We start from the raw sequence: 19504 nt of genomic DNA on the forward strand, positions 1-19504 counted from the left end.
ACCTTATGAAAAATTTACTAAAATATATACTAGTCTTAATCATTGGACAGAGTTTTGCCCAAGAGTTAAATCTACCCGTTTGGACCCAGTATTTAGCTGATAATGATTTTGTGATTTCACCAACATATGCTGGTATTGGCGACAATATGAGAATTAGAGTCAACGGCTTGACGCAATGGGTAGGCATTAAGGATGCTCCTGACAATCAATCACTGTATGCTGATATTAGAGTTGCCAACAAATCTGGTGCTGGTATATCGCTTTACAATGATAAAAATGGAAACACACACCAGAAAGGGTTGAAAGTGTCATTTTCACATCACTTAACCCTAGATTATACGACAAGACAGTTTTTATCATTGGGTGTATCTTATAACCTCAATAGTTTTCGAGTAGATGTAAATAATTTTCAACCTACCTACGATATCCCTATCGTAGATCCAAATATTGACGGTGATCGATCAAATTCTAATAATAACTTTGATGTTGGCGCATTATACAGATATGGTGGATTTTATTTTAGTTTAAATATCAATAATTTATTGAGTAAGGAAATTGAAGACTTTAGAGGTATTGAACCCGAGTTATTACGTAACTACCAAATATATTCTGGATATGTCATAAAAAGCAAGCACAATAAACGTGTAGAGTTTGAACCATCTGTTTTCTTTCAAATGTTTGAAAGTGATAACCGTTCTAGTACCGATATTAATTTTAAATATAGAAAGTATAATAGAAAGGAAGATTACTATTGGATTGGTGCTTCTTACCGTTTTCTTAATGATCAACCATTCAAACCCCTGAACCTAGGACCTATGGCTGGTATCATGAAATCAAAATTCTATTTTGCATATTCCTATCAAATAACCATGAATGATTTAGCAGGTTATAACTCTGGTACCCATATGATTACTATTGGTTTTGACTTCCTACAAGGATTGAGTGATTGTATATGTACAGATACGAATTAATAATTCAGGAAATAGTTGCCTATTTTAATTCTTTAGGAAAAAGTGTCAAGATTGTTTTTCCTTTTTTGAGTTGACTCCAATCTGTTATATCAAAATTGATGACTACAACGCCACTTGTGGGTACATTATCAATGAACTTACTACCATAACTATTCACAAAATTAGTTAACGCGTAATTATGACCAAAAATCATTAATGAGTCAATATTATTATTACAATTCTTTATAACATTTACTAAACTCTCACCTGAAAAATCGTAGAGTGCGTGTTTCAAACTAAAATCAATTTCAGAAATTTTTAATACATCTTTAAATATTTCCGCTGTGGTCATTGCACGTACAGCATCACTTGAAAACACAGCATCAATTTGAAAATTGTAAGTATCAAAAGACTCCGCTATCAATCTAGCATCATTAAAGCCTCTTTCCTTTAAAGGCCTATTGATATCACTCAAATCGTGCTTCCAAGATGATTTAGCATGTCTAACTAAAATTAATTTTTTCATATTCAATCGATTAAATTCAAAAAATATCGATAAAGTGTTTGATATATCAGACAAATGACATATATTGGCCCAATAAATTAAAAGTAAAAAAAATATTAACCAAATCTAGAACTAATTTATTAACCAATGGTAACATCCTGTATTATAGACTGCAAAAAAGTCATCCGTTAAATTATCTCAATAATCCGATGAAAGGTTTTTCTCATACTTTTTATCGAATTTATGAGTTATTTGGCATTTTTATTTGATTTGATAGCAATATCGCTATTTATTTGTGTCGTAAGCTATTAATTAATTTATGACCCCAAATCAAAATGAAATATCTTAATCCATTCGCATTATTACATAATGCACTTCCCTCAATAACATTTTATTATATCATTTATTTGTTCAACAACTAACATTGTTTTAGCATTTAAATAAAAACAGTTTTTGCAGTAAATACAAATCTACAATCTTATGAAGACAATTACTCATAAAATTAATCTGCCTAGCTATGTGATAATATTTATATTATTTGTACATAGTTTCGCAATGGGGCAAACACCAAGTAAAGAAACCACACTGTTGGTTGATTCAGGTGTTACTAACACGGATTCGCTATCATCAGCACTCAATGTTGATTCATGTTCAGCGAACGATTTTACATTAGGTAACTTTTATCTAGCAGACATCAATGGTAATCCGTTAGACAATAACTGTACACCAGGCACACCACAGACTGCCTATATTTTTGCATTCTTTAATGCGAATACAGGTGCTGGTCGTTATAGTCTATATATAGATTATGATGTATTCATTAATGGTGTTTTCAGTTATCATGTAAACGATTGTTTATATGAGGGACAAGCTTTACCAGTTGGACAAAATGTGCAAGTCCAACAAGTAAACTGGAATTGTGGTGATCAAATACAATTACGAAACTTTTACATGTCATGGCAATCAAATGCTGGAAGAGCATGTGGTCCGAATCCATCTAAGTGTTACTTTGACGCAAATGGTTTTCAGGTTAACGCACCTTTAATTGCGAACTTCAGTTCTGCAATTGTTTGTAATTCGTACCAAATACAATTTACTGATGGCACTACGGGAGGTGATGTTGATAATCCATATAATTATGTATGGAATTTTGGTGATGGTAGTCCAAACTCTAATGCTCAAAACCCATTACACACATTTCCTGGTCCAGGTGATTATACAGTTACCCTAACAGTTACAGATAATGATGGTGTTATAGATGATCAATCTTATGTAGTCACGGTTTATCCGTTATTAGTTGGATTGACTCTTGATGTTACGCATACACCTTGTAATGGCGGAACCACTGGAGCAATAACTGCAAACGGTGTTTCAGGCGGTTTTGGTGCTTATACCTATAGTATCAGTCCTCAACCTGGAGGTTCTGTTCAAAACGGAAATGAATTCACAAACCTACCATCAGGTACTTATACTGTTACGGTTACAGATGAAAATAATTGTTCAATAAGTGAAGATGCTACAATTGTAGTTGGTGACGATACGGCACCAATTATTGACGCACCTGTTGATATAAATGTTGAAGGATGTGATGCCAATGATGTTACGAATGGCTCATTGACCTCTTTACCATACAGTACAACACCATCAGTTATTTCTGAATTGCAATTTTTAGCAGAAGGCGGAACTTTTACTGAAGATAATGTTGCTGAAATTACATATCAAGATTCAGCTTCAGGTACTTGTCCAACAATAATTACAAGAGTATTTACTATTTCTGATGATTGTGGACAATCTGCTTCAGATACGCAAACTATTACAATTGATGATACGGTTGCTCCATCTGCACCAAGTGCACCTGCTGACATCGCTTATCAATGTTTGACTGACGTTCCTGCTCCAGGAGACTTAACAGCCACTGATGCATGTGCAGGAGATATTACGGTAACTGGTGTAGATTCAACTGATAATTCTGATCCTTGTAATGTGGTTATTACACGTTCTTGGACATTTACTGATAGCTGTAATAATGAAACAGTTATTTCGCAAACTATTACAGTTGCTGATACTATTGACCCTGTGGCTCCTAGTGCACCTGCTGACGTTGCATACCAATGTTTAACAGATGTTCCTGCTCCTGGTGATTTAACGGCTACTGATAATTGTGCTGGTGACATTACTGTGACTGGTTCAGATTCAACTGATAATTCTGATCCTTGTAATGTGGTTATTACGCGTACTTGGACGTTTACTGATAACTGTAATAATGAAACAGTTATATCGCAAACTATTACGGTTGCTGATACTATTGATCCTGTGGCTCCTAGTGCACCTGCTGACGTTGCATACCAATGTTTAACAGATGTTCCTGCTCCTGGTGATTTAACGGCTACTGATAACTGCGCTGGTGACATTACTGTGACTGGTTCAGATTCAACTGATAATTCAGATCCTTGTAATGTGGTCATTACGCGTACTTGGACGTTTACTGATAGCTGTAATAATGAAACAGTTATTTCTCAAACTATTACAGTTGCTGATACTATTGATCCTGTGGCTCCTAGTGCACCTGCTGACATTGCTTACCAATGTTTAACAGATGTTCCTGCTCCTGGTGATTTAACAGCTACTGACAACTGTGCTGGTGACATTACTGTGACTGGTTCAGATTCAACTGATAATTCTGATCCTTGTAATGTGGTTATTACACGTACTTGGACATTTACTGATAACTGTAACAATGAAACAGTTATCTCTCAAACTATTACAGTTTCTGATACTATTGACCCTGTGGCGCCTAGTGCACCTGCTGACGTTGCATACCAATGTTTAACAGATGTTCCTGCTCCTGGTGATTTAACAGCTACTGACAACTGTGCCGGTGACATTACTGTGACTGGTTCAGATTCAACTGATAATTCTGATCCTTGTAATGTGGTTATTACACGTACTTGGACATTTACTGATAACTGTAACAATGAAACAGTTATATCGCAAACTATTACAGTAGCTGATACTATTGCGCCTACTATTACAACTGTTGGTGCAGATCAAACTGTATTATGTGATGGATTAGGTAATACGAATGAATTCCAAGCTTGGTTAGATACAAATGCTGGAGCAAATGCTACAGATAATTGTGGAACAGTGACTTGGACAAATGAAATATTAAATGTTATAGACCAATGTGGTGAAACATCTAGAACATTAGTTCGATTTACAGCTACAGATGATTGTAACAATTCTAGTTCAACTACAGCATTATTTACTATTATTGATTTAGTACCTCCTACTTTAGATTCTCCAGCAACTGATTTAACAGTTGAATGTGATGGATCTGGAAACACAACCGATTTAAATGATTGGCTTAATACTAATGGTGGTGGAACAGCAACTGATATATGTGGAAATGTAACATGGACTAATGATTTTACTGGATTATCTGATGATTGTGGAGAAACTGGTTCAGCTACAGTGACATTTACTGCTACTGATGACTGCGGAAACGCTGTTTCAACTTCAGCAACATTTACAATTCAAGATACTCAAGCCCCAGCAGCTCCTAATGCTCCTGCCGATATTACTTATGAGTGTATTGGTGATGTACCTGCAGCTGGTGATTTAACTGCTTCAGATGATTGTTCAGGTAACATTACGGTTACTGGTGTTGACGTTACTGATAATTCTAATCCTTGTAATATAGTTATTACACGTACTTGGACGTTTACTGATGATTGTAATAATTCATCTTCAGTATCGCAAACTATTACAGTAACTGATACTATTGCGCCAACCATTGATACACCTGCTAGTGATATTGCAATTGAATGTGATGGTTCTGGTAATAACGGTGCTATTGAAGATTGGTTAAATAACAATGGTGGTGCAGTTGCTTCTGATAACTGTAGTACGGTGACTTGGACTAATAACTATGGCGGAACAGCTTCTGATTGCTCTGCTGCTATTGAAGTAATATTTACAGCTACTGACGCTTGTGGTAATTCAATTTCTACGACTGCATCATATGCTATTCAAGATACTGAAGCACCTGAAATTACTCCAGCTTCCGATGAAACTGTTGAATGTGATGGTTCAGGTAATTTAACTGATTTAAACAATTGGTTAGATACTAATGGTGGTGCAACAGCAACTGATGATTGTTCTGCTGTTTCATGGTCAAACGATTTCACTGGATTATCTGATGACTGTGGCGAAACAGGTTCTGCTACGGTTACTTTTACAGCTACTGATGGTTGTGGTAACTCAAGCTCTGTAAGTGCTAATTTCACAATAGAAGACACAACACCTCCAACTGCACCTAGTGCGCCTGCCGATATTACTTATGAGTGTATTGGTGATGTACCTGCTGTTGGTGATTTAACAGCTACAGATATTTGCTCTGGCGACATAGTTGCCACTGCTGTTGACAGTATAGATAATACTAACCCTTGTAATATTGTAATTACACGTACTTGGACATTTACAGATGACTGTAACAATTCATCTTCTGTATCTCAAACAATTACAGTGGCTGATACGATTCCTCCAGTAGCACCTGGTGCTCCTGCTGATATTACTTACGAGTGTGTGGGTGATGTACCTGTTGCTGATGATTTAACTGCTGTTGATAACTGTGCTGGTGATATTATTGCTACCGCAGTGGATGCTACTGATGATACAAATCCTTGTAATGTAGTGATTACGCGTACTTGGACGTTTACTGATGATTGTAATAATTCATCTTCAGTATCGCAAACTATTACAATAACTGATACGATTCCTCCGGTAGCACCTAGTGCTCCTGCCGATATTACTTATGAGTGTATTGGTGATGTACCAGCTGCTAGTGATTTGATTGCTGTTGATAACTGTACTGGTGATATTGTTGCTACCGCAGTGGATGCTACAGATGATACAAATCCTTGTAATGTAGTGATTACTCGTACTTGGACGTTTACTGATGATTGTAATAATTCATCTTCAGTATCGCAAACTATTACAGTAACTGATACTATTGCGCCAACTATTGATACACCTGCTAGTGATATTGCAATTGAATGTGATGGTTCTGGTAATAACGGTGCTATTGAAGATTGGTTAAATAACAATGGTGGTGCAGTTGCTTCTGATAACTGTAGTACGGTGACTTGGACTAATAACTATGGCGGAACAGCTTCTGATTGCTCTGCTGCTATTGAAGTAATATTTACAGCTACTGACGCTTGTGGTAATTCAATTTCTACGACTGCATCATATGCTATTCAAGATACTGAAGCACCTGAAATTACTCCAGCTTCCGATGAAACTGTTGAATGTGATGGTTCTGGTAACTTAACTGATTTAAACAATTGGTTAGATACTAATGGTGGTGCAATAGCAACTGATGATTGTTCTGCAATTTCATGGTCTCATGATTTTACAGCATTATCTGATGATTGTGGTGAAACAGGTTCTGCTACAGTTACTTTTACAGCTACTGATGGTTGTGGTAACTCTAGTTCTGTAAGTGCTACTTTCACAATTGAAGACACAACACCTCCAACTGCACCTAGTGCACCTGCTGATATTGCATACGAGTGTATTGGTGATGTACCTGCTGCTGGTGATTTAACAGCAACGGATGAGTGTTCTGGAGATATTACGGTTACTGGTGTTGATGTGACAGATGATTCAAATCCTTGTAATGTAATTATTACACGTACTTGGACATTTACAGATGACTGTAACAATTCATCGTCTGTAACGCAAACAATTACGGTGGCTGATACAATTGCACCAACAGCATCTAACCCAGCTGGTATTACAGTTGAGTGTATTGGTGATGTGCCTGCTGCTGATATTTCAGTAGTAACGGATGCAGCTGATAACTGTTCAGTACCTGTAGTAGCATTTGTTAGTGATAGCTCGGATGGTCAATCTTGTCCTGAAACGATTACAAGAACATATAGTGTTACTGATGATTGTAACAACTCAATTAACGTAACTCAAACTATTATTGTTGGTGATACTATTGCGCCTACAGCTTCTAACCCAGCTGGTATTACAGTTGAGTGTATTGGTGATGTGCCTGCTGCTGATATTTCAGTAGTAACGGATGCAGCTGATAACTGTTCAGTACCTGTAGTAGCATTTGTTAGTGATAGCTCGGATGGTCAATCTTGTCCTGAAACGATTACAAGAACATATAGTGTTACTGATGACTGTAACAACTCAATTAACGTAACGCAAACTATTATTGTTGGTGATACTATTGCGCCTACAGCATCTAACCCAGCTGGTATTACAGTTGAGTGTATTGGTGATGTGCCTGCTGCTGATATTTCAGTAGTAACAGATGCTGCCGATAACTGTTCAGTACCTGTTGTTGCTTTTGTTAGCGATAGCTCGGATGGTCAATCTTGTCCTGAAACGATTACTAGAACTTATAGTGTTACAGATGACTGTAACAACTCAATTAACGTAACGCAAACGATTATTGTTGGTGATACAATTGCGCCTACAGCATCTAATCCTGCTAGTATTACAGTTGAGTGTATTGGTGATGTGCCTGCTGCTGATATTTCAGTAGTAACGGATGCTGCTGATAACTGTTCAGTACCTGTTGTTGCTTTTGTTAGCGATAGCTCGGATGGTCAATCTTGTCCTGAAACGATTACAAGAACTTATAGTGTTACGGATGATTGTAACAACTCGATTAACGTAACGCAAACTATTATTGTTGGTGATACAATTGCACCTACAGCATCTAACCCAGCTGGTATTACAGTTGAGTGTATTGGTGATGTGCCTGCTGCTGATATTTCAGTAGTAACAGATGCAGCCGATAACTGTTCAGTACCTGTTGTAGCTTTTGTAAGCGATAGCTCGGATGGTCAATCTTGTCCTGAAACGATTACGAGAACATATAGTGTTACAGATGATTGTAACAACTCAATTAATGTTACTCAAACGATTATTGTTGGTGATACAATCGCGCCTGCTGAACCTGATGTACCTGCAGATGCTACATATAGTTGTATAGTTGATGTGCCAGACATGATGCCGTTATCAACAACTGATAACTGTGATGGTGAATTAACATCGCAAGGTGTTGAAACCATGGACAATTCCGATTTATGTAATGTCGTAATTACACGTACATGGGAATTTGTTGACTCATGTAATAACATGACAAGTGTATCACAAACTATTAACGTGATTGATACGACGCCTCCATCGGTGACAAATGATTTATCTGATATTACAGTAAGTTGTGATGCTATTCCAGAACCTCCTGTTCTTGATTTTGATGAATGCTCTACTAATGTTGTAATAGTTGGTGACAACCCACAAGTAACAAGTACGTTTGATATTAACAACCCTGGTGATTACCAAATAGTTTGGACTTGGAATGTTATTGACAATTGTAACTTAAAAGCAGTATTCGTACAAAATGTTTTTGTAACTCTACAAGATTTTGTGACAACGGTTACAGATGATAGATGTACAGATGACGGAGCAATTGATTTATTTGACTATTACTCTGGTAATGATACCTCTGGCACATGGGAAGTGATTTCTGGTGACACAGTATTAGACGAAAGCATATTTGATCCGTTAGAAGTTGAGCTTGGAGATTATATATTCAGCTATTCTGTTGAAGACAATGGTTGTTTAAGTACTACTGAAGTTGTTATCACAGTTAATGATGATTGTGTAGTATTACCTTGTAATGATATTACGTTCTCAACCGCAGTAACACCTAATGGTGACCAGTGGAATGAATACTTTGAAGTACTTGGTGTGGAAGAATGTGGTTTTGACATAGATATTAAGATATTCAACCGCTGGGGAGCTGTCATCTTTGAAGCCAACAGCTATCAAAATGACTGGAACGGTACGGCTCATAACTCATCGTTTGGAAATTCAGATAAAGTCCCAACAGGAACATACTACTATATTATTAATCTAAAGAATAGTGGATTGAAACCTTTCACAGGTTACTTCTACGTAGGAACCAAATAAAACTTAGACCTATGAAACTTATAAAACATTATATAATTGCATTGGCATTATTAAGTTGTACGGTTGGAATTGCACAACAGTTACCGCAATTCACTCAATACATGTATAATACCATCTCGATTAACCCAGCCTACGCTGGTAGTAGAGAAACTTTAAGTGTAGTTGGTCTACATAGAAGTCAATGGGTTGGCTTTGATGGTGGTCCAATAACCCAAACCCTTTCTGTTCATTCACCTTTAAGAAATGATAAGATTGGTATAGGAGCTTCATTTATCAATGACAAATTGGGTGATGAGCGATTCAGCTATTTTTATGGTGATTTCTCATATACTATTAAAACAGGTGAGCAAACTGAATTAGCCTTTGGTGCTAAAGCTGGTCTTACTAGTTATAGTCTTGACAGAGCTAATACAGATCCAACGGGACAAGATCCTTTGGTTTTTGGAGTTGAAGATCGCATGAACTTTAACATTGGTGCTGGTTTGTACTGGCACAGCCAACGTTGGTATTTAGGACTTTCAGCACCAAGACTTCTAACTAATGATTATAGTAATGAATCACCTGATGGACAAGAATACCAAGCTTTAGAACGTGTAGGTTATTATTTTACAGGTGGATATGTGTTTGACCTAGGTGAAAATACAAAATTAAAACCCGCTTATTTATTAAAAGCAACCAATGGTGCTCCGCTATCATTTGACATCACTGCTAACTTTTTGTTTTACGAAAAGTTCTGGTTAGGTGCTGGTTACAGAATTGATCAAAATACTTCAGCTTTAGCTGGTATTGCTGACTTCCAAGTATCAAAACAGTTACGTATTGGATACTCATATGAATATCCTTTGTCTGACTTAAATGATTACACTGGAGGAACCCATGAAGTTTTAATAATGTTTGAATTATTTAAAACAAAACGAATTAAATCACCTAGATATTTCTAAAAATAAAATCGTATGAAAACTAAAGTAATATTCACAATAATTGCATTAAGTAGTACTTTTCTATTTTCGCAAAAAAAAGTAGCTGACAGATTTTTTGACAACTACGCTTACCTAAAAGCGGCCGAGTTGTACGAAGAAGCAGTCATGAAAGGTGATAGTTCAGAACACGTTTTGACTAGATTAGGAGATTGTTACTATAACAATTCGTTAACGCAACAAGCTTCAAAGTGGTACAACCTGGCTCTACGAAAGTATGAAAAGGTTAACCCAGAATACATTTATAAATATATTCAATCCCAACGTAGTTTAGGAAACTATGAAGAAGCTGACAAGTGGTTGGTAACATTTAAAGAAATACAGGATGATGATAGTCGTGCTGAAGAATTAGATGGCAGTAACATTCACTTATACAAAGAATTAGAATCTAAAAAAGGTATTGTTGTTGAAACTAAAAACCTAGACGCTAATTCCAGTTATTCAGATTTTGGTGGTTTTGTACATGAAAACAAACTATACTTTGCTTCAGCTAGAAATACTGAAAATGACATTTATAAATGGAATGGAGAGCCGTATTTAGATATCTATTCAGGTGAAATAAGTAATGATGAAGAAAACAAATACGAACTTGGCGATGTTACAGGCGTAGAGTTTGACGAAGTAAAGCGTGATGATATTCACGAAGCTAGTGTTTGTATTACTAATGATGGTAACACCATGTACTTTACAAGAGATAATGTTGATAAAAGAAATAAGCCTCGATATGACAAAAAAGGAACTTCTCACTTAAAAATTTACAAAGCCACAAAAACCGACGAAGGTTGGGGCGAAAGTGTAGAATTACCATTTAATGACGAAGTATTTTCTACAGGTCATCCAACATTGAGTCCAGATAATAAAACGCTTTATTTTGTTTCTGACCGTGAAGGTGGTTATGGACAAACTGATATCTACAAAGTATCCATTGATGGTGACAGCTATGGCACTCCAGAAAATTTAGGAGAGTCAGTAAATACAGAAGGACGTGAAATGTTCCCATTTGTTGCTAAAGATAGTACCTTGTACTTCTCTTCTGACGGATTCTTAAATTTAGGATTATTAGATATTTTTAAATCTAATATTATTAAAGACGACTCTGCGGAAACAGAAAACCTTGGTGCACCATATAACAGTGGTTACGATGATTTTGCTTTCTACATCAACAGTGATACTAAAGAAGGTTATTTTACATCAAATAGACCAGGTGGTAAAGGTGGTGACGACATTTACAGTTTAAAAGAAATGCCTTGTAAACAAATGATTAAAGGTATTGTAAGAGATAGTTTAACCCTAGTGCCATTGGTTGGTGCTAAAGTTCAACTTATTGACGAAGCTGGTAAAATTGTTTCTGAAACTGAAACCAATGAAGAAGGCGAATACGAAATTGAAGCCGATTGTGATCAGAAATATACCGTTCTTGGTAGTATGGCAGACTACAAAGATGACAAGAAAGATGTAACGACTTCTGATGTTAATGGTGAAGAAAATGAAGTTGATTTAAACTTAATACCATTAATTATTGGTGGTGAAATAGTAATCAACCCAATATTCTTTGACTTTGATAAGTGGAATATACGTCCAGATGCAGCCTACGAACTTGAAAATATCGTATCTGTAATGCGTGCACATCCAAATATGGTTATTAAAATTGAATCGCATACTGATAGTCGTGGTAGTGACCGTTACAACATGAAATTGTCTGACAGACGCGCCAAATCAACTCAAAAGTATTTATACTCTAGAGGAATTGAAGAGGAACGCATTGAAAGTGCCATTGGTTATGGTGAAACACAATTGGTTAACGAATGTTCTAATGGTGTATCATGTACTAAAGAACAGCACCAAGCTAACAGACGATCTAAATTTATCATCTTAAGTGATAATCAATAACATACCCTTATGAAACGCTAGTTAAGCTGCTACAAGCAGTTTAGCTGGTGCTTTCAATTACAATACTAGTTACATAAGATTTAAGTAAATTGATTTAATATGCTTACAATATTAAAACCTTCCTAACAATGATCTTATTAACTAAAAAGCCACTCCTAGCGAGTGGCTTTTGAATTTTAAAAATATTAGATTTGTAGGTACATGGAATAAATATAACATTACGAGTAATGTTATTTATGTGTTTTACAACATTAGAAAATGACAAAAAAGTTACTGATAATAATAATTTCGGGAATTCTATTTCATTCTTGTCAAGAGAAAGAACAATCGAATCCGGTTGTTCAAACAGTTAAAGAAGAGAATTGGGATATTGAAAAGTTAAACAATAGAGCTGTTCAACATCTAGATACTACTAAATGGGATATAAAGCTATTTAATCAAGACATTGAAACATATAATAAGTATTCTAAAATTTTTCAGAGTTATCCATTAAACAAATCGCCTTTTCCAGTAGCTGAATATGATTATGCTGTATCCAGTATTCCGTTTGTAATGGACATGGACTCTACAGTTTTTAAAGGTGTTAGAATTGGAGAGTATGAAAACCCAGAAAGTGAAATAATAATCGATAAACTAACCTTAATTATTTTAACAAATGACAAGGATGCAGAGGAAACCACATTGGTTGATTCTCGTAATTATCCGTATTTAACAGCACAAGGAATATTTAAAGTAAAAAACAATGAATTTGATTGGGTGTTTTCCGCAAGTCCAGATAGATATTCTACATTGCTTATAAATATGAAACTTTTTGATTTAAGATTTGGAGAAACAATCATAATTTATCCCCAAACGGACAAATCATTCCTATATGATCAAATAAAAGATTCACCGAATAACTATGGAAATTTTAAAGACTTCAAGAAATCAATAATGACTAATCCAAAAGTGAACAAACAATTGATTTCTAAAAAAAATATTAAATAAAAACATTGAACAACAGTGGCAATAAGTAATTCTTCTTCTAGCCTACTTTGGTCTTTGTTTGTAAAGTTAAGTGCTAACCCACCTAACGAAAATATGGCTAAGCCGTTGGCTATATTTTTTAAAAAAAGTTAAAAAAACCTCGAATTATCGAGGTTCTTTTATTAATATCAATGTATTGCTGATTATTTTGGCATTACCACTGTATTTATTACATGAATGACACCATTGCTACCCATAACATCTGTGGTAGTAATTTCACTGAAATTTCCATTTGAGTCTTTTAGCCAAATTTTGCCGTCTTTTTCCAAAACAGTAAGCATCTGACCATTTAAAGTTTTTAGTTCAACCATGCCATTACCTTTCTTCAAGGCAGCAACTACATCAGTCGCAGTAATTTTACCAGGTATTACATGATAAGTTAAGATATTAGCTAATGCTTTTTGATTTTTTTGTTCTAAAAGAGAATTTAATGTTTTTGAATCAATTTTAGCGAACGCATCGTTTGTTGGTGCAAAAACTGTAAAGGGTCCATCTCCTTGTAAGGCACTAACTAAATTCGCAGCCTTTAAAGCTGTCACTAATGTTGTAAAATCTTCATTACCAACAGCAACTTCGACTATCGATTCTTGGGCACTAGCATTGGCAGTAACACCTAATGTCAGAGCAATTGTTAAAATAAGAACTAATTTTTTCATAATATTTTTTTTTAAATTCATGTAAAGATATAACTAATATTATTGTTTGTCTAACTTTTTAACTTATATTTTAGACAAAAAAATAAATGACTTATTATAAACTTCAGTCATAAACGTTTATTATTTAATTCTACTAGTCTCCTACTTACGAAATTTATAGCGTCAGCTTGAATACGCTTATTTAGCGAACTTACTATCTGTGATTTATTTATTAACTTTAGAAGATCAACACACAACGAAATCATACACAAATACTTCTTGCTTCATTTAGAAAAATTTAAATTATGATAAGAAAACTTAAAATTATCTGTTTACTTTTATTACTGCCAATTTATTTAGTTGCACAAGAACCAAGTACTAATTCATCTAATCAAAATGATCTTTTAACTGGAAAATGGAAAGTTGATTTGCGACCTGCACCGAATTCTGATGAATATTATCAACCCTTTTTAGTAAAATCTATAAATAATAATACGTTTACAGGAACATTCTATGGTAGTGACATAAAAAATGCCCTGATAAATGAAAATTGGTCAAAACTTTATTTCGCATTTTCTACATCAGATCAAAGTAATGACTATTATCACTCCGGTTATCTCGAAAATGGTAAGCTCTATGGAATAACATATTGTCCAAATCGAGAATTTACTGCTCCTTGGACAGCGACCAGAGATTAAAACGAGCGTTCAATAACACGTTCAGTTCGTTGTGTAAAAATTTCTTCTCGGATATCCTGCGTATTTACTAATTGTATTTTACGACTGAAAAGTCCGCTAGACATTTTCTAAAAAGTGCCATACAATATATAGTTGAGAAAACATAAAAAAAGACTACCAGAACGGTAGTCTTTTTCAGTTAAGTAAATTGATTTAGGTTGCTATTAATCTATCTATATACTAACAATTATGAGTCGGTTATTTCTTTACAAAAATATTGGTATAATACCATCTACCTTCACTATTCTGCTCGGCAGATATTTCAAAATCTGTGTAATTTCCTTCAATGTTTTCTCGGTGACCATCACTATTTAACCAGGCATTTACAACAGACTGTGCAGATGTATAGCCATAGGCCACATTCTCCGATACTCTATTGGCTCCTACACTATTTACCAAATAGTTTTTACGTTGGAAAAAATTATCGTGTGAGACGTTATTTTGAGCAATCATATAATCCGTATGACTATAAGCTTGGGCCTTTATAACGTTCATATTATCTAGCGGGTTTAATCCAAGACTTAATCTGTGATCATTAATAAGTTCCATAATCTCCACTTCAATAGCTTTGGTTTCAGGAACAATTAATTCAGCATGTGCGTTGTTTGCATTTTCATCTAATGATTCTGATGAACACGAGGTTGCGAGCATGATAAGCAATACCATAACAGGCAATAAAGTAGGTCTTTTCATTGTTAGGTTATTTAGATTTGGGATAGTAAAATTAACTTCCTAACCGAAAGAGAGTGTTAAAGAAATGTTAAAATCGATAAAAGACATGCTTTTTGTCGATTGTTTATGTTTTTAATCGATGAAATGCACGTTTTGAAGTGAAAATAGTGTTTTTAATCGGTTTTTTTATGGCGATAATCGATTTTTTGACCAATTGAATTCTGCATCTAGTTTATAGCGAATTCGATCGTGCAATCTATTAGGTCTCCCTTGCCAAAATTCTATTTCAACAGGTTTAACAAGGTAACCACCCCAAAAGTCAGGACGTTGAATAGTTTTACCTTCATACTGCTTTTCAAGTGCTTTCAATTCACTTTCAAGGGTTTCTCTGTCTGAAATAACAGCACTTTGTTCAGATACTATAGCACCTAACTGGCTACCTCTAGGACGTGACTCAAAATAGCCATCACTTAAATTTTCAGCAATTTTTTCAGCTTTACCCTTAATAATAATCTGACGTTCGGCCCCATGCCAAAAAAAGGATAGGCTTACATTTGGATTATTAGCTATTGCCCTACCCTTTTCACTATTGTAATTTGTAAAAAATATAAAGCCTTCATAAGTATAACGCTTAAGCAAAACAATTCTATTTTTGGGATAACCATCCAGACCAATAGTAGATATGGTCATAGCATTAGTTTCATCTTCTGGAAAATGGGTATCAACCTCATGAAACCAAGTACTAAATAACTCTAATGGATTATCAGGTGATTGCTCCAGTGATAGTTCTCCTTTTTCGTAAGATTTTCTGTAATTGCTTAAGTCTGCATCCATTAGGAATACTGGTTATTTAAATTAATAATTAATTAAGGTCTATATTTTTTAACTACTGAAATTTCTTATAAATTTAAGCAATATTTGATGAAATGAATTTTGAAAAGAGTAATTATTTTAAGCTTTTAAATCACAAGAAATTAGCGCTTTCTTTTGGTGATTTTTATTTAATGGATAGATTTATTATTTCAGAATTACATGAAGGTATTCACTTTGATTGGGATAAAATTCAAGTTTTAGCTGCCGAGCTCATTAGACATTATGGCTACGGACTGAAAATTGGGTATATATCAAATAGAATAAACCCTTACTCGCTTGATCCGCATTTATGGACACAATTTAATCAAGAGTTTGGATTTATTATAGCCAGTGCTGCAGTTGTTTATGATGATATAAGCTATATGAATGCTACTTTAGAAAAGCAGTTTACAAGCAATAGTTTAAAACGTTGCTCTAGCCTAGAGGAAGCTATTTATTGGATGCAAAATATTGAAGAGTTTAAAATTTAAACACTTTTCCAGCTTCTGCTAGTTCAACATTTTCAAAAACGGTTTTTGCTTCTTCTTTAAAACTTGAGATATCGTCATACCGTGTGGAATAGTGCCCCAGTATTAAAGTACCAACTTCTGCCTTTTTTGCAATAGTGGCTGCTTCAATGGCACTGCTGTGCTTTGTTGGGTTTGATAAATGTGCGTGTTTTTCTAAAAATGTAGATTCATGATACAAAACATGAGCCTTTTCAATTACAGGTAGAATGGTTTCTGTATAAGCCGTGTCACTACAATAAGCATAACTTTTAGGAGTATTTGGCTCTTTGGTAACAGTCGCATTTTTAATTAACACACCATTTTCATTGGTTACATCAAAACCTTGCTTGAGTTTTCTATAGTAGGCAACATCAATATTAGCATTTAAGACGGCATTGATATCCAACTTGCGTTCTCCCAATTTTTCCTGAAACAAAAAACCATTAGTATAAATCCTATGCTTTAACGGGATAGTGCGGACTAAAACTTTGTCATCTTCAAAAATGATTTCTGATTCTGTAGATGTCAACTCATGAAAAATAAGTTGGTAATTAGTCCAAGAATTGCCAAGCTTTAACTGTAGGGTTATGGCTTCTTTTAATCCTTTAGGTCCATAGATATGTAAATCGGTTTCTCTGGTCAATAATCTAAACGTAGATATCAGGCCAATCAATCCGAAAAAGTGGTCTCCATGCAGATGGGAAATAAAAATGTGCTTAATCCTGGAGAATTTGACTTTATTTCTGCGAAGTTCCACTTGAGTCCCTTCACCACAATCAATTAAAAAGATATGGTTTTTAATTTCTAAAACCTGTGACGTTGGGTTTGTATCAATACGAGGTGTTGCACTATGACAGCCTAAAATGGTTAACTTCATTTTAAAATCCTAAATCGCGCTCCATTTCCTCCATTTCTATGATATCATAAGCTTCCTGCATGGTAGGTACAACAACCAATTCATCTGGCATTTCGTCTAAATTGACTTTATCCGTAACAATGACAAATGAGTTTTTGGCTTTCCTATGAATGTTTGAAATTTTTAAAAATTCAACTATTTCATTTAGCGCAATTGGTTTTAAACTAGTTAAAGAAACGATGACATTATCATTTTTGAAACGATTGTATAAAACATCTAGCTTTTTTACTAATTCTACAATTGAAGCTTTCTCTTGAGTAATAATTGTAATATTGTCTTTCTTGTCAAAAATCATAATACTATTGTTTAATTTTTGATGCTAATAAATAAATAACAGCCATTCTAATTGCCACACCGTTTTGTACTTGGTCTAAAATAATGGCTTGATCTGAATCTGCAACATCGCTGGTGATTTCAACACCACGATTAATAGGTCCTGGGTGCATAATGGTAATTTCTTTATCCAAAGAATTCAGTAATTCCATATTTACACCATATTGTTGGGTATATTCTCTAGCCGATGGAAAATAGCTCACAGCCATACGTTCATTTTGAACACGAAGCATGTTGGCTACATCACACCAGTTTAAAGCTTTTCTTAAATTGGTTTCAACCGTTACACCAAGTTTATCAATATATTTTGGTATTAAAGTTTTGGGACCACAAACCATGACCTGTGCGCCTTGCGTTTTTAATGCGAATATATTTGATAAGGCCACACGACTATGCAATATATCTCCAACTATTACAACTTTTTTACCCTTTACTTCCCCTAATCTCTCACGAATGGAATACGAGTCCAATAATGCCTGTGTAGGATGTTCATGCGCACCATCTCCTGCATTTATAATACTTGCATTTACATGATTAGACAAAAATACACTGGCACCAGGATTTGGGTGTCTCATGACTACCATATCCACTTTCATGGACAGGATATTGTTAACGGTATCAATTAAAGTCTCTCCTTTTTTTACGGATGATTGTGATGCCGAAAAATTAATAACATCGGCCGAAAGTCGCTTTTCAGCTAATTCAAATGATAACTTGGTTCTAGTTGAGTTTTCGAAAAATAAATTGGCAATGGTGATATCACGAAGTGAAGGTACTTTTTTGATTGGTCTATTAATAACCTCTTTAAAATGGTCAGCAGTTTCAAAAATAAGCTGAATATCCTCCTTGTTAAGATATTTAATTCCCAATAAGTGATTAACACTTAACTCGCTCATACTATTATTTATTAATTAAGTAAACAGCATCCTCTCCTTGTTCTTCTTGCCAATGCACAATTACTTTTTCTTCGTTAATAGCATCTACCTGTCTCCCTTTATAATTTGGCTGGATAGGCAAATGTCTGCTAAAACGTCTGTCAATTAAAGTTAATAATTCTATTTCGTTTGGTCTTCCAAATGATTGAATAGCCGTCAAAGCTGCTCTAATACTTCTTCCGGTGTACAGAACATCATCAATAAAAACAATTTTTTTACCTTCTACAAGAAAATCAATTTTGGTGGTATTAGCTTCCAAAGGTTTGTCACTTCTTCTAAAATCATCTCTAAAAAAAGTGATATCTAAATGGCCCAATTGCACATTTTTCACCTTATAATCCGTTTTTAGCATTTGCGTCAAACGATTGGCTAAATATTTACCTCTTGGCTGAATACCAATTAAAACCGTATTAGTAAAGTCGTTGTGATTCTCAATAAGTTGCCAAGCCAATCGATGAAGAATGATGTTTACCTCTTTTGCGTTAAGTAAAACTTTTTGACTCATAAACTACCCAAACGTGTTTGGAGTACAAAGATAATGCAAAAAAATAAAAAAGCCTTCCAAA

The 19504-nt window shown here is 34.8% G+C and carries 15 protein-coding genes; 7 read left to right on the forward strand and 8 right to left on the reverse strand.

The genetic code is table 11. The annotated features are described in order from the left end of the window. Positions 1-5 precede the first annotated feature (5 nt). Positions 6-971 carry a PorP/SprF family type IX secretion system membrane protein gene (locus C1S72_RS11710; protein ID WP_104736145.1) on the forward strand — a complete coding sequence of 322 codons (966 nt, stop codon included), beginning with the start codon at positions 6-8 and terminating at the stop codon, positions 969-971. Positions 972-990: 19 nt separating this feature from the next. On the opposite strand, the gene C1S72_RS11715 is transcribed toward C1S72_RS11710, so the two are convergent. Continuing rightward, complete coding sequence (locus tag C1S72_RS11715) at positions 991-1476, reverse strand: SixA phosphatase family protein (protein WP_104735918.1); 486 nt, start codon at positions 1474-1476, stop codon at positions 991-993. 459 nt (positions 1477-1935) lie between these two features. Here C1S72_RS11715 and C1S72_RS11720 point away from each other — a divergent pair, with 459 nt between their 5' ends. The 4 genes from C1S72_RS11720 (at position 1936) to C1S72_RS11735 (ending at position 13310) form a co-directional block, all read left to right on the forward strand. Further along, a complete protein-coding gene (locus C1S72_RS11720) occupies positions 1936-9456 on the forward strand; it encodes an HYR-like domain-containing protein (RefSeq protein ID WP_104735919.1) in 7521 nt (2506 codons plus the stop codon). Positions 9457-9467: 11 nt separating this feature from the next. Next, positions 9468-10397, forward strand: coding sequence for a PorP/SprF family type IX secretion system membrane protein (locus tag C1S72_RS11725; RefSeq protein WP_104735920.1), 930 nt, complete (start codon positions 9468-9470; stop codon positions 10395-10397). 12 nt (positions 10398-10409) lie between these two features. After that, positions 10410-12323, forward strand: coding sequence for an OmpA family protein (locus C1S72_RS11730; protein WP_104735921.1), 1914 nt, complete (start codon positions 10410-10412; stop codon positions 12321-12323). A 258-nt stretch (positions 12324-12581) separates the two neighbouring features. Beyond that, positions 12582-13310, forward strand: coding sequence for a hypothetical protein (locus C1S72_RS11735; RefSeq protein WP_104735922.1), 729 nt, complete (start codon positions 12582-12584; stop codon positions 13308-13310). Positions 13311-13492: 182 nt separating this feature from the next. Here the strand turns inward: C1S72_RS11735 and C1S72_RS11740 are convergent, their stop codons facing one another. Continuing rightward, positions 13493-14005 (reverse strand): fasciclin domain-containing protein, encoded by a 513-nt coding sequence (locus C1S72_RS11740; protein WP_104736146.1) that lies wholly within the window; start codon positions 14003-14005, stop codon positions 13493-13495. Between the two features lie 284 nt (positions 14006-14289). Here C1S72_RS11740 and C1S72_RS11745 point away from each other — a divergent pair, with 284 nt between their 5' ends. Next, positions 14290-14682, forward strand: a complete 393-nt coding sequence (locus C1S72_RS11745; protein WP_104735923.1) for a hypothetical protein — start codon at positions 14290-14292, stop codon at positions 14680-14682. Positions 14683-14919: 237 nt separating this feature from the next. Here C1S72_RS11745 and C1S72_RS11750 read toward each other — a convergent pair whose 3' ends face one another. Then, a complete protein-coding gene (locus tag C1S72_RS11750; protein ID WP_230401641.1) occupies positions 14920-15414 on the reverse strand; it encodes a CAP domain-containing protein in 495 nt (164 codons plus the stop codon). A gap of 165 nt (positions 15415-15579) precedes the next feature. Then, positions 15580-16227 (reverse strand): pyridoxamine 5'-phosphate oxidase, encoded by a 648-nt coding sequence (gene pdxH, locus C1S72_RS11755; protein WP_104735924.1) that lies wholly within the window; start codon positions 16225-16227, stop codon positions 15580-15582. 92 nt (positions 16228-16319) lie between these two features. Between pdxH and C1S72_RS11760 the strand changes: the two genes are divergently transcribed. Next, on the forward strand, positions 16320-16736 hold the full coding sequence (locus tag C1S72_RS11760) for a hypothetical protein (RefSeq protein WP_104735925.1): 417 nt from the start codon (positions 16320-16322) through the stop codon (positions 16734-16736). On the opposite strand, the gene C1S72_RS11765 is transcribed toward C1S72_RS11760, so the two are convergent. From C1S72_RS11765 to pyrR, 4 genes are read right to left on the reverse strand one after another with little or no spacing between them, the layout of a single operon-like run. Next, entirely contained in the window at positions 16726-17631 is a 906-nt protein-coding gene (locus tag C1S72_RS11765; protein ID WP_104735926.1) for a ribonuclease Z, read from the reverse strand. The genes C1S72_RS11760 and C1S72_RS11765 overlap by 11 nt on opposite strands. 1 nt (position 17632) lies before the next feature. Then, on the reverse strand, positions 17633-17965 hold the full coding sequence (locus C1S72_RS11770) for a ribonuclease Z (protein ID WP_104735927.1): 333 nt from the start codon (positions 17963-17965) through the stop codon (positions 17633-17635). Between the two features lie 4 nt (positions 17966-17969). After that, on the reverse strand, positions 17970-18899 hold the full coding sequence (locus C1S72_RS11775) for an aspartate carbamoyltransferase catalytic subunit (protein WP_104735928.1): 930 nt from the start codon (positions 18897-18899) through the stop codon (positions 17970-17972). A 4-nt stretch (positions 18900-18903) separates the two neighbouring features. Further along, positions 18904-19443 (reverse strand): bifunctional pyr operon transcriptional regulator/uracil phosphoribosyltransferase PyrR, encoded by a 540-nt coding sequence (pyrR, locus tag C1S72_RS11780; RefSeq protein WP_104735929.1) that lies wholly within the window; start codon positions 19441-19443, stop codon positions 18904-18906. Positions 19444-19504: the final 61 nt, after the last annotated feature.

The sequence above is a fragment of the Hanstruepera ponticola genome, assembly GCF_002940745.1.
Lineage (GTDB): Bacteria > Bacteroidota > Bacteroidia > Flavobacteriales > Flavobacteriaceae > Hanstruepera > Hanstruepera ponticola.

Coding starts and splice junctions, on each gene's coding strand:
- C1S72_RS11765 (WP_104735926.1), bottom strand. CDS start 17,631: ATGAAGTTAACCATTTTAGGCTGTCATAGTGCAACACCTCGTATTGAT.
- pdxH (WP_104735924.1), bottom strand. CDS start 16,227: ATGGATGCAGACTTAAGCAATTACAGAAAATCTTACGAAAAAGGAGAA.
- C1S72_RS11725 (WP_104735920.1), top strand. CDS start 9,468: ATGAAACTTATAAAACATTATATAATTGCATTGGCATTATTAAGTTGT.
- C1S72_RS11760 (WP_104735925.1), top strand. CDS start 16,320: ATGAATTTTGAAAAGAGTAATTATTTTAAGCTTTTAAATCACAAGAAA.
- C1S72_RS11710 (WP_104736145.1), top strand. CDS start 6: ATGAAAAATTTACTAAAATATATACTAGTCTTAATCATTGGACAGAGT.
- pyrR (WP_104735929.1), bottom strand. CDS start 19,443: ATGAGTCAAAAAGTTTTACTTAACGCAAAAGAGGTAAACATCATTCTT.
- C1S72_RS11715 (WP_104735918.1), bottom strand. CDS start 1,476: ATGAAAAAATTAATTTTAGTTAGACATGCTAAATCATCTTGGAAGCAC.
- C1S72_RS11740 (WP_104736146.1), bottom strand. CDS start 14,005: ATGAAAAAATTAGTTCTTATTTTAACAATTGCTCTGACATTAGGTGTT.
- C1S72_RS11770 (WP_104735927.1), bottom strand. CDS start 17,965: ATGATTTTTGACAAGAAAGACAATATTACAATTATTACTCAAGAGAAA.
- C1S72_RS11745 (WP_104735923.1), top strand. CDS start 14,290: ATGATAAGAAAACTTAAAATTATCTGTTTACTTTTATTACTGCCAATT.
- C1S72_RS11750 (WP_230401641.1), bottom strand. CDS start 15,414: ATGAAAAGACCTACTTTATTGCCTGTTATGGTATTGCTTATCATGCTC.
- C1S72_RS11730 (WP_104735921.1), top strand. CDS start 10,410: ATGAAAACTAAAGTAATATTCACAATAATTGCATTAAGTAGTACTTTT.
- C1S72_RS11735 (WP_104735922.1), top strand. CDS start 12,582: ATGACAAAAAAGTTACTGATAATAATAATTTCGGGAATTCTATTTCAT.
- C1S72_RS11720 (WP_104735919.1), top strand. CDS start 1,936: ATGAAGACAATTACTCATAAAATTAATCTGCCTAGCTATGTGATAATA.
- C1S72_RS11775 (WP_104735928.1), bottom strand. CDS start 18,899: ATGAGCGAGTTAAGTGTTAATCACTTATTGGGAATTAAATATCTTAAC.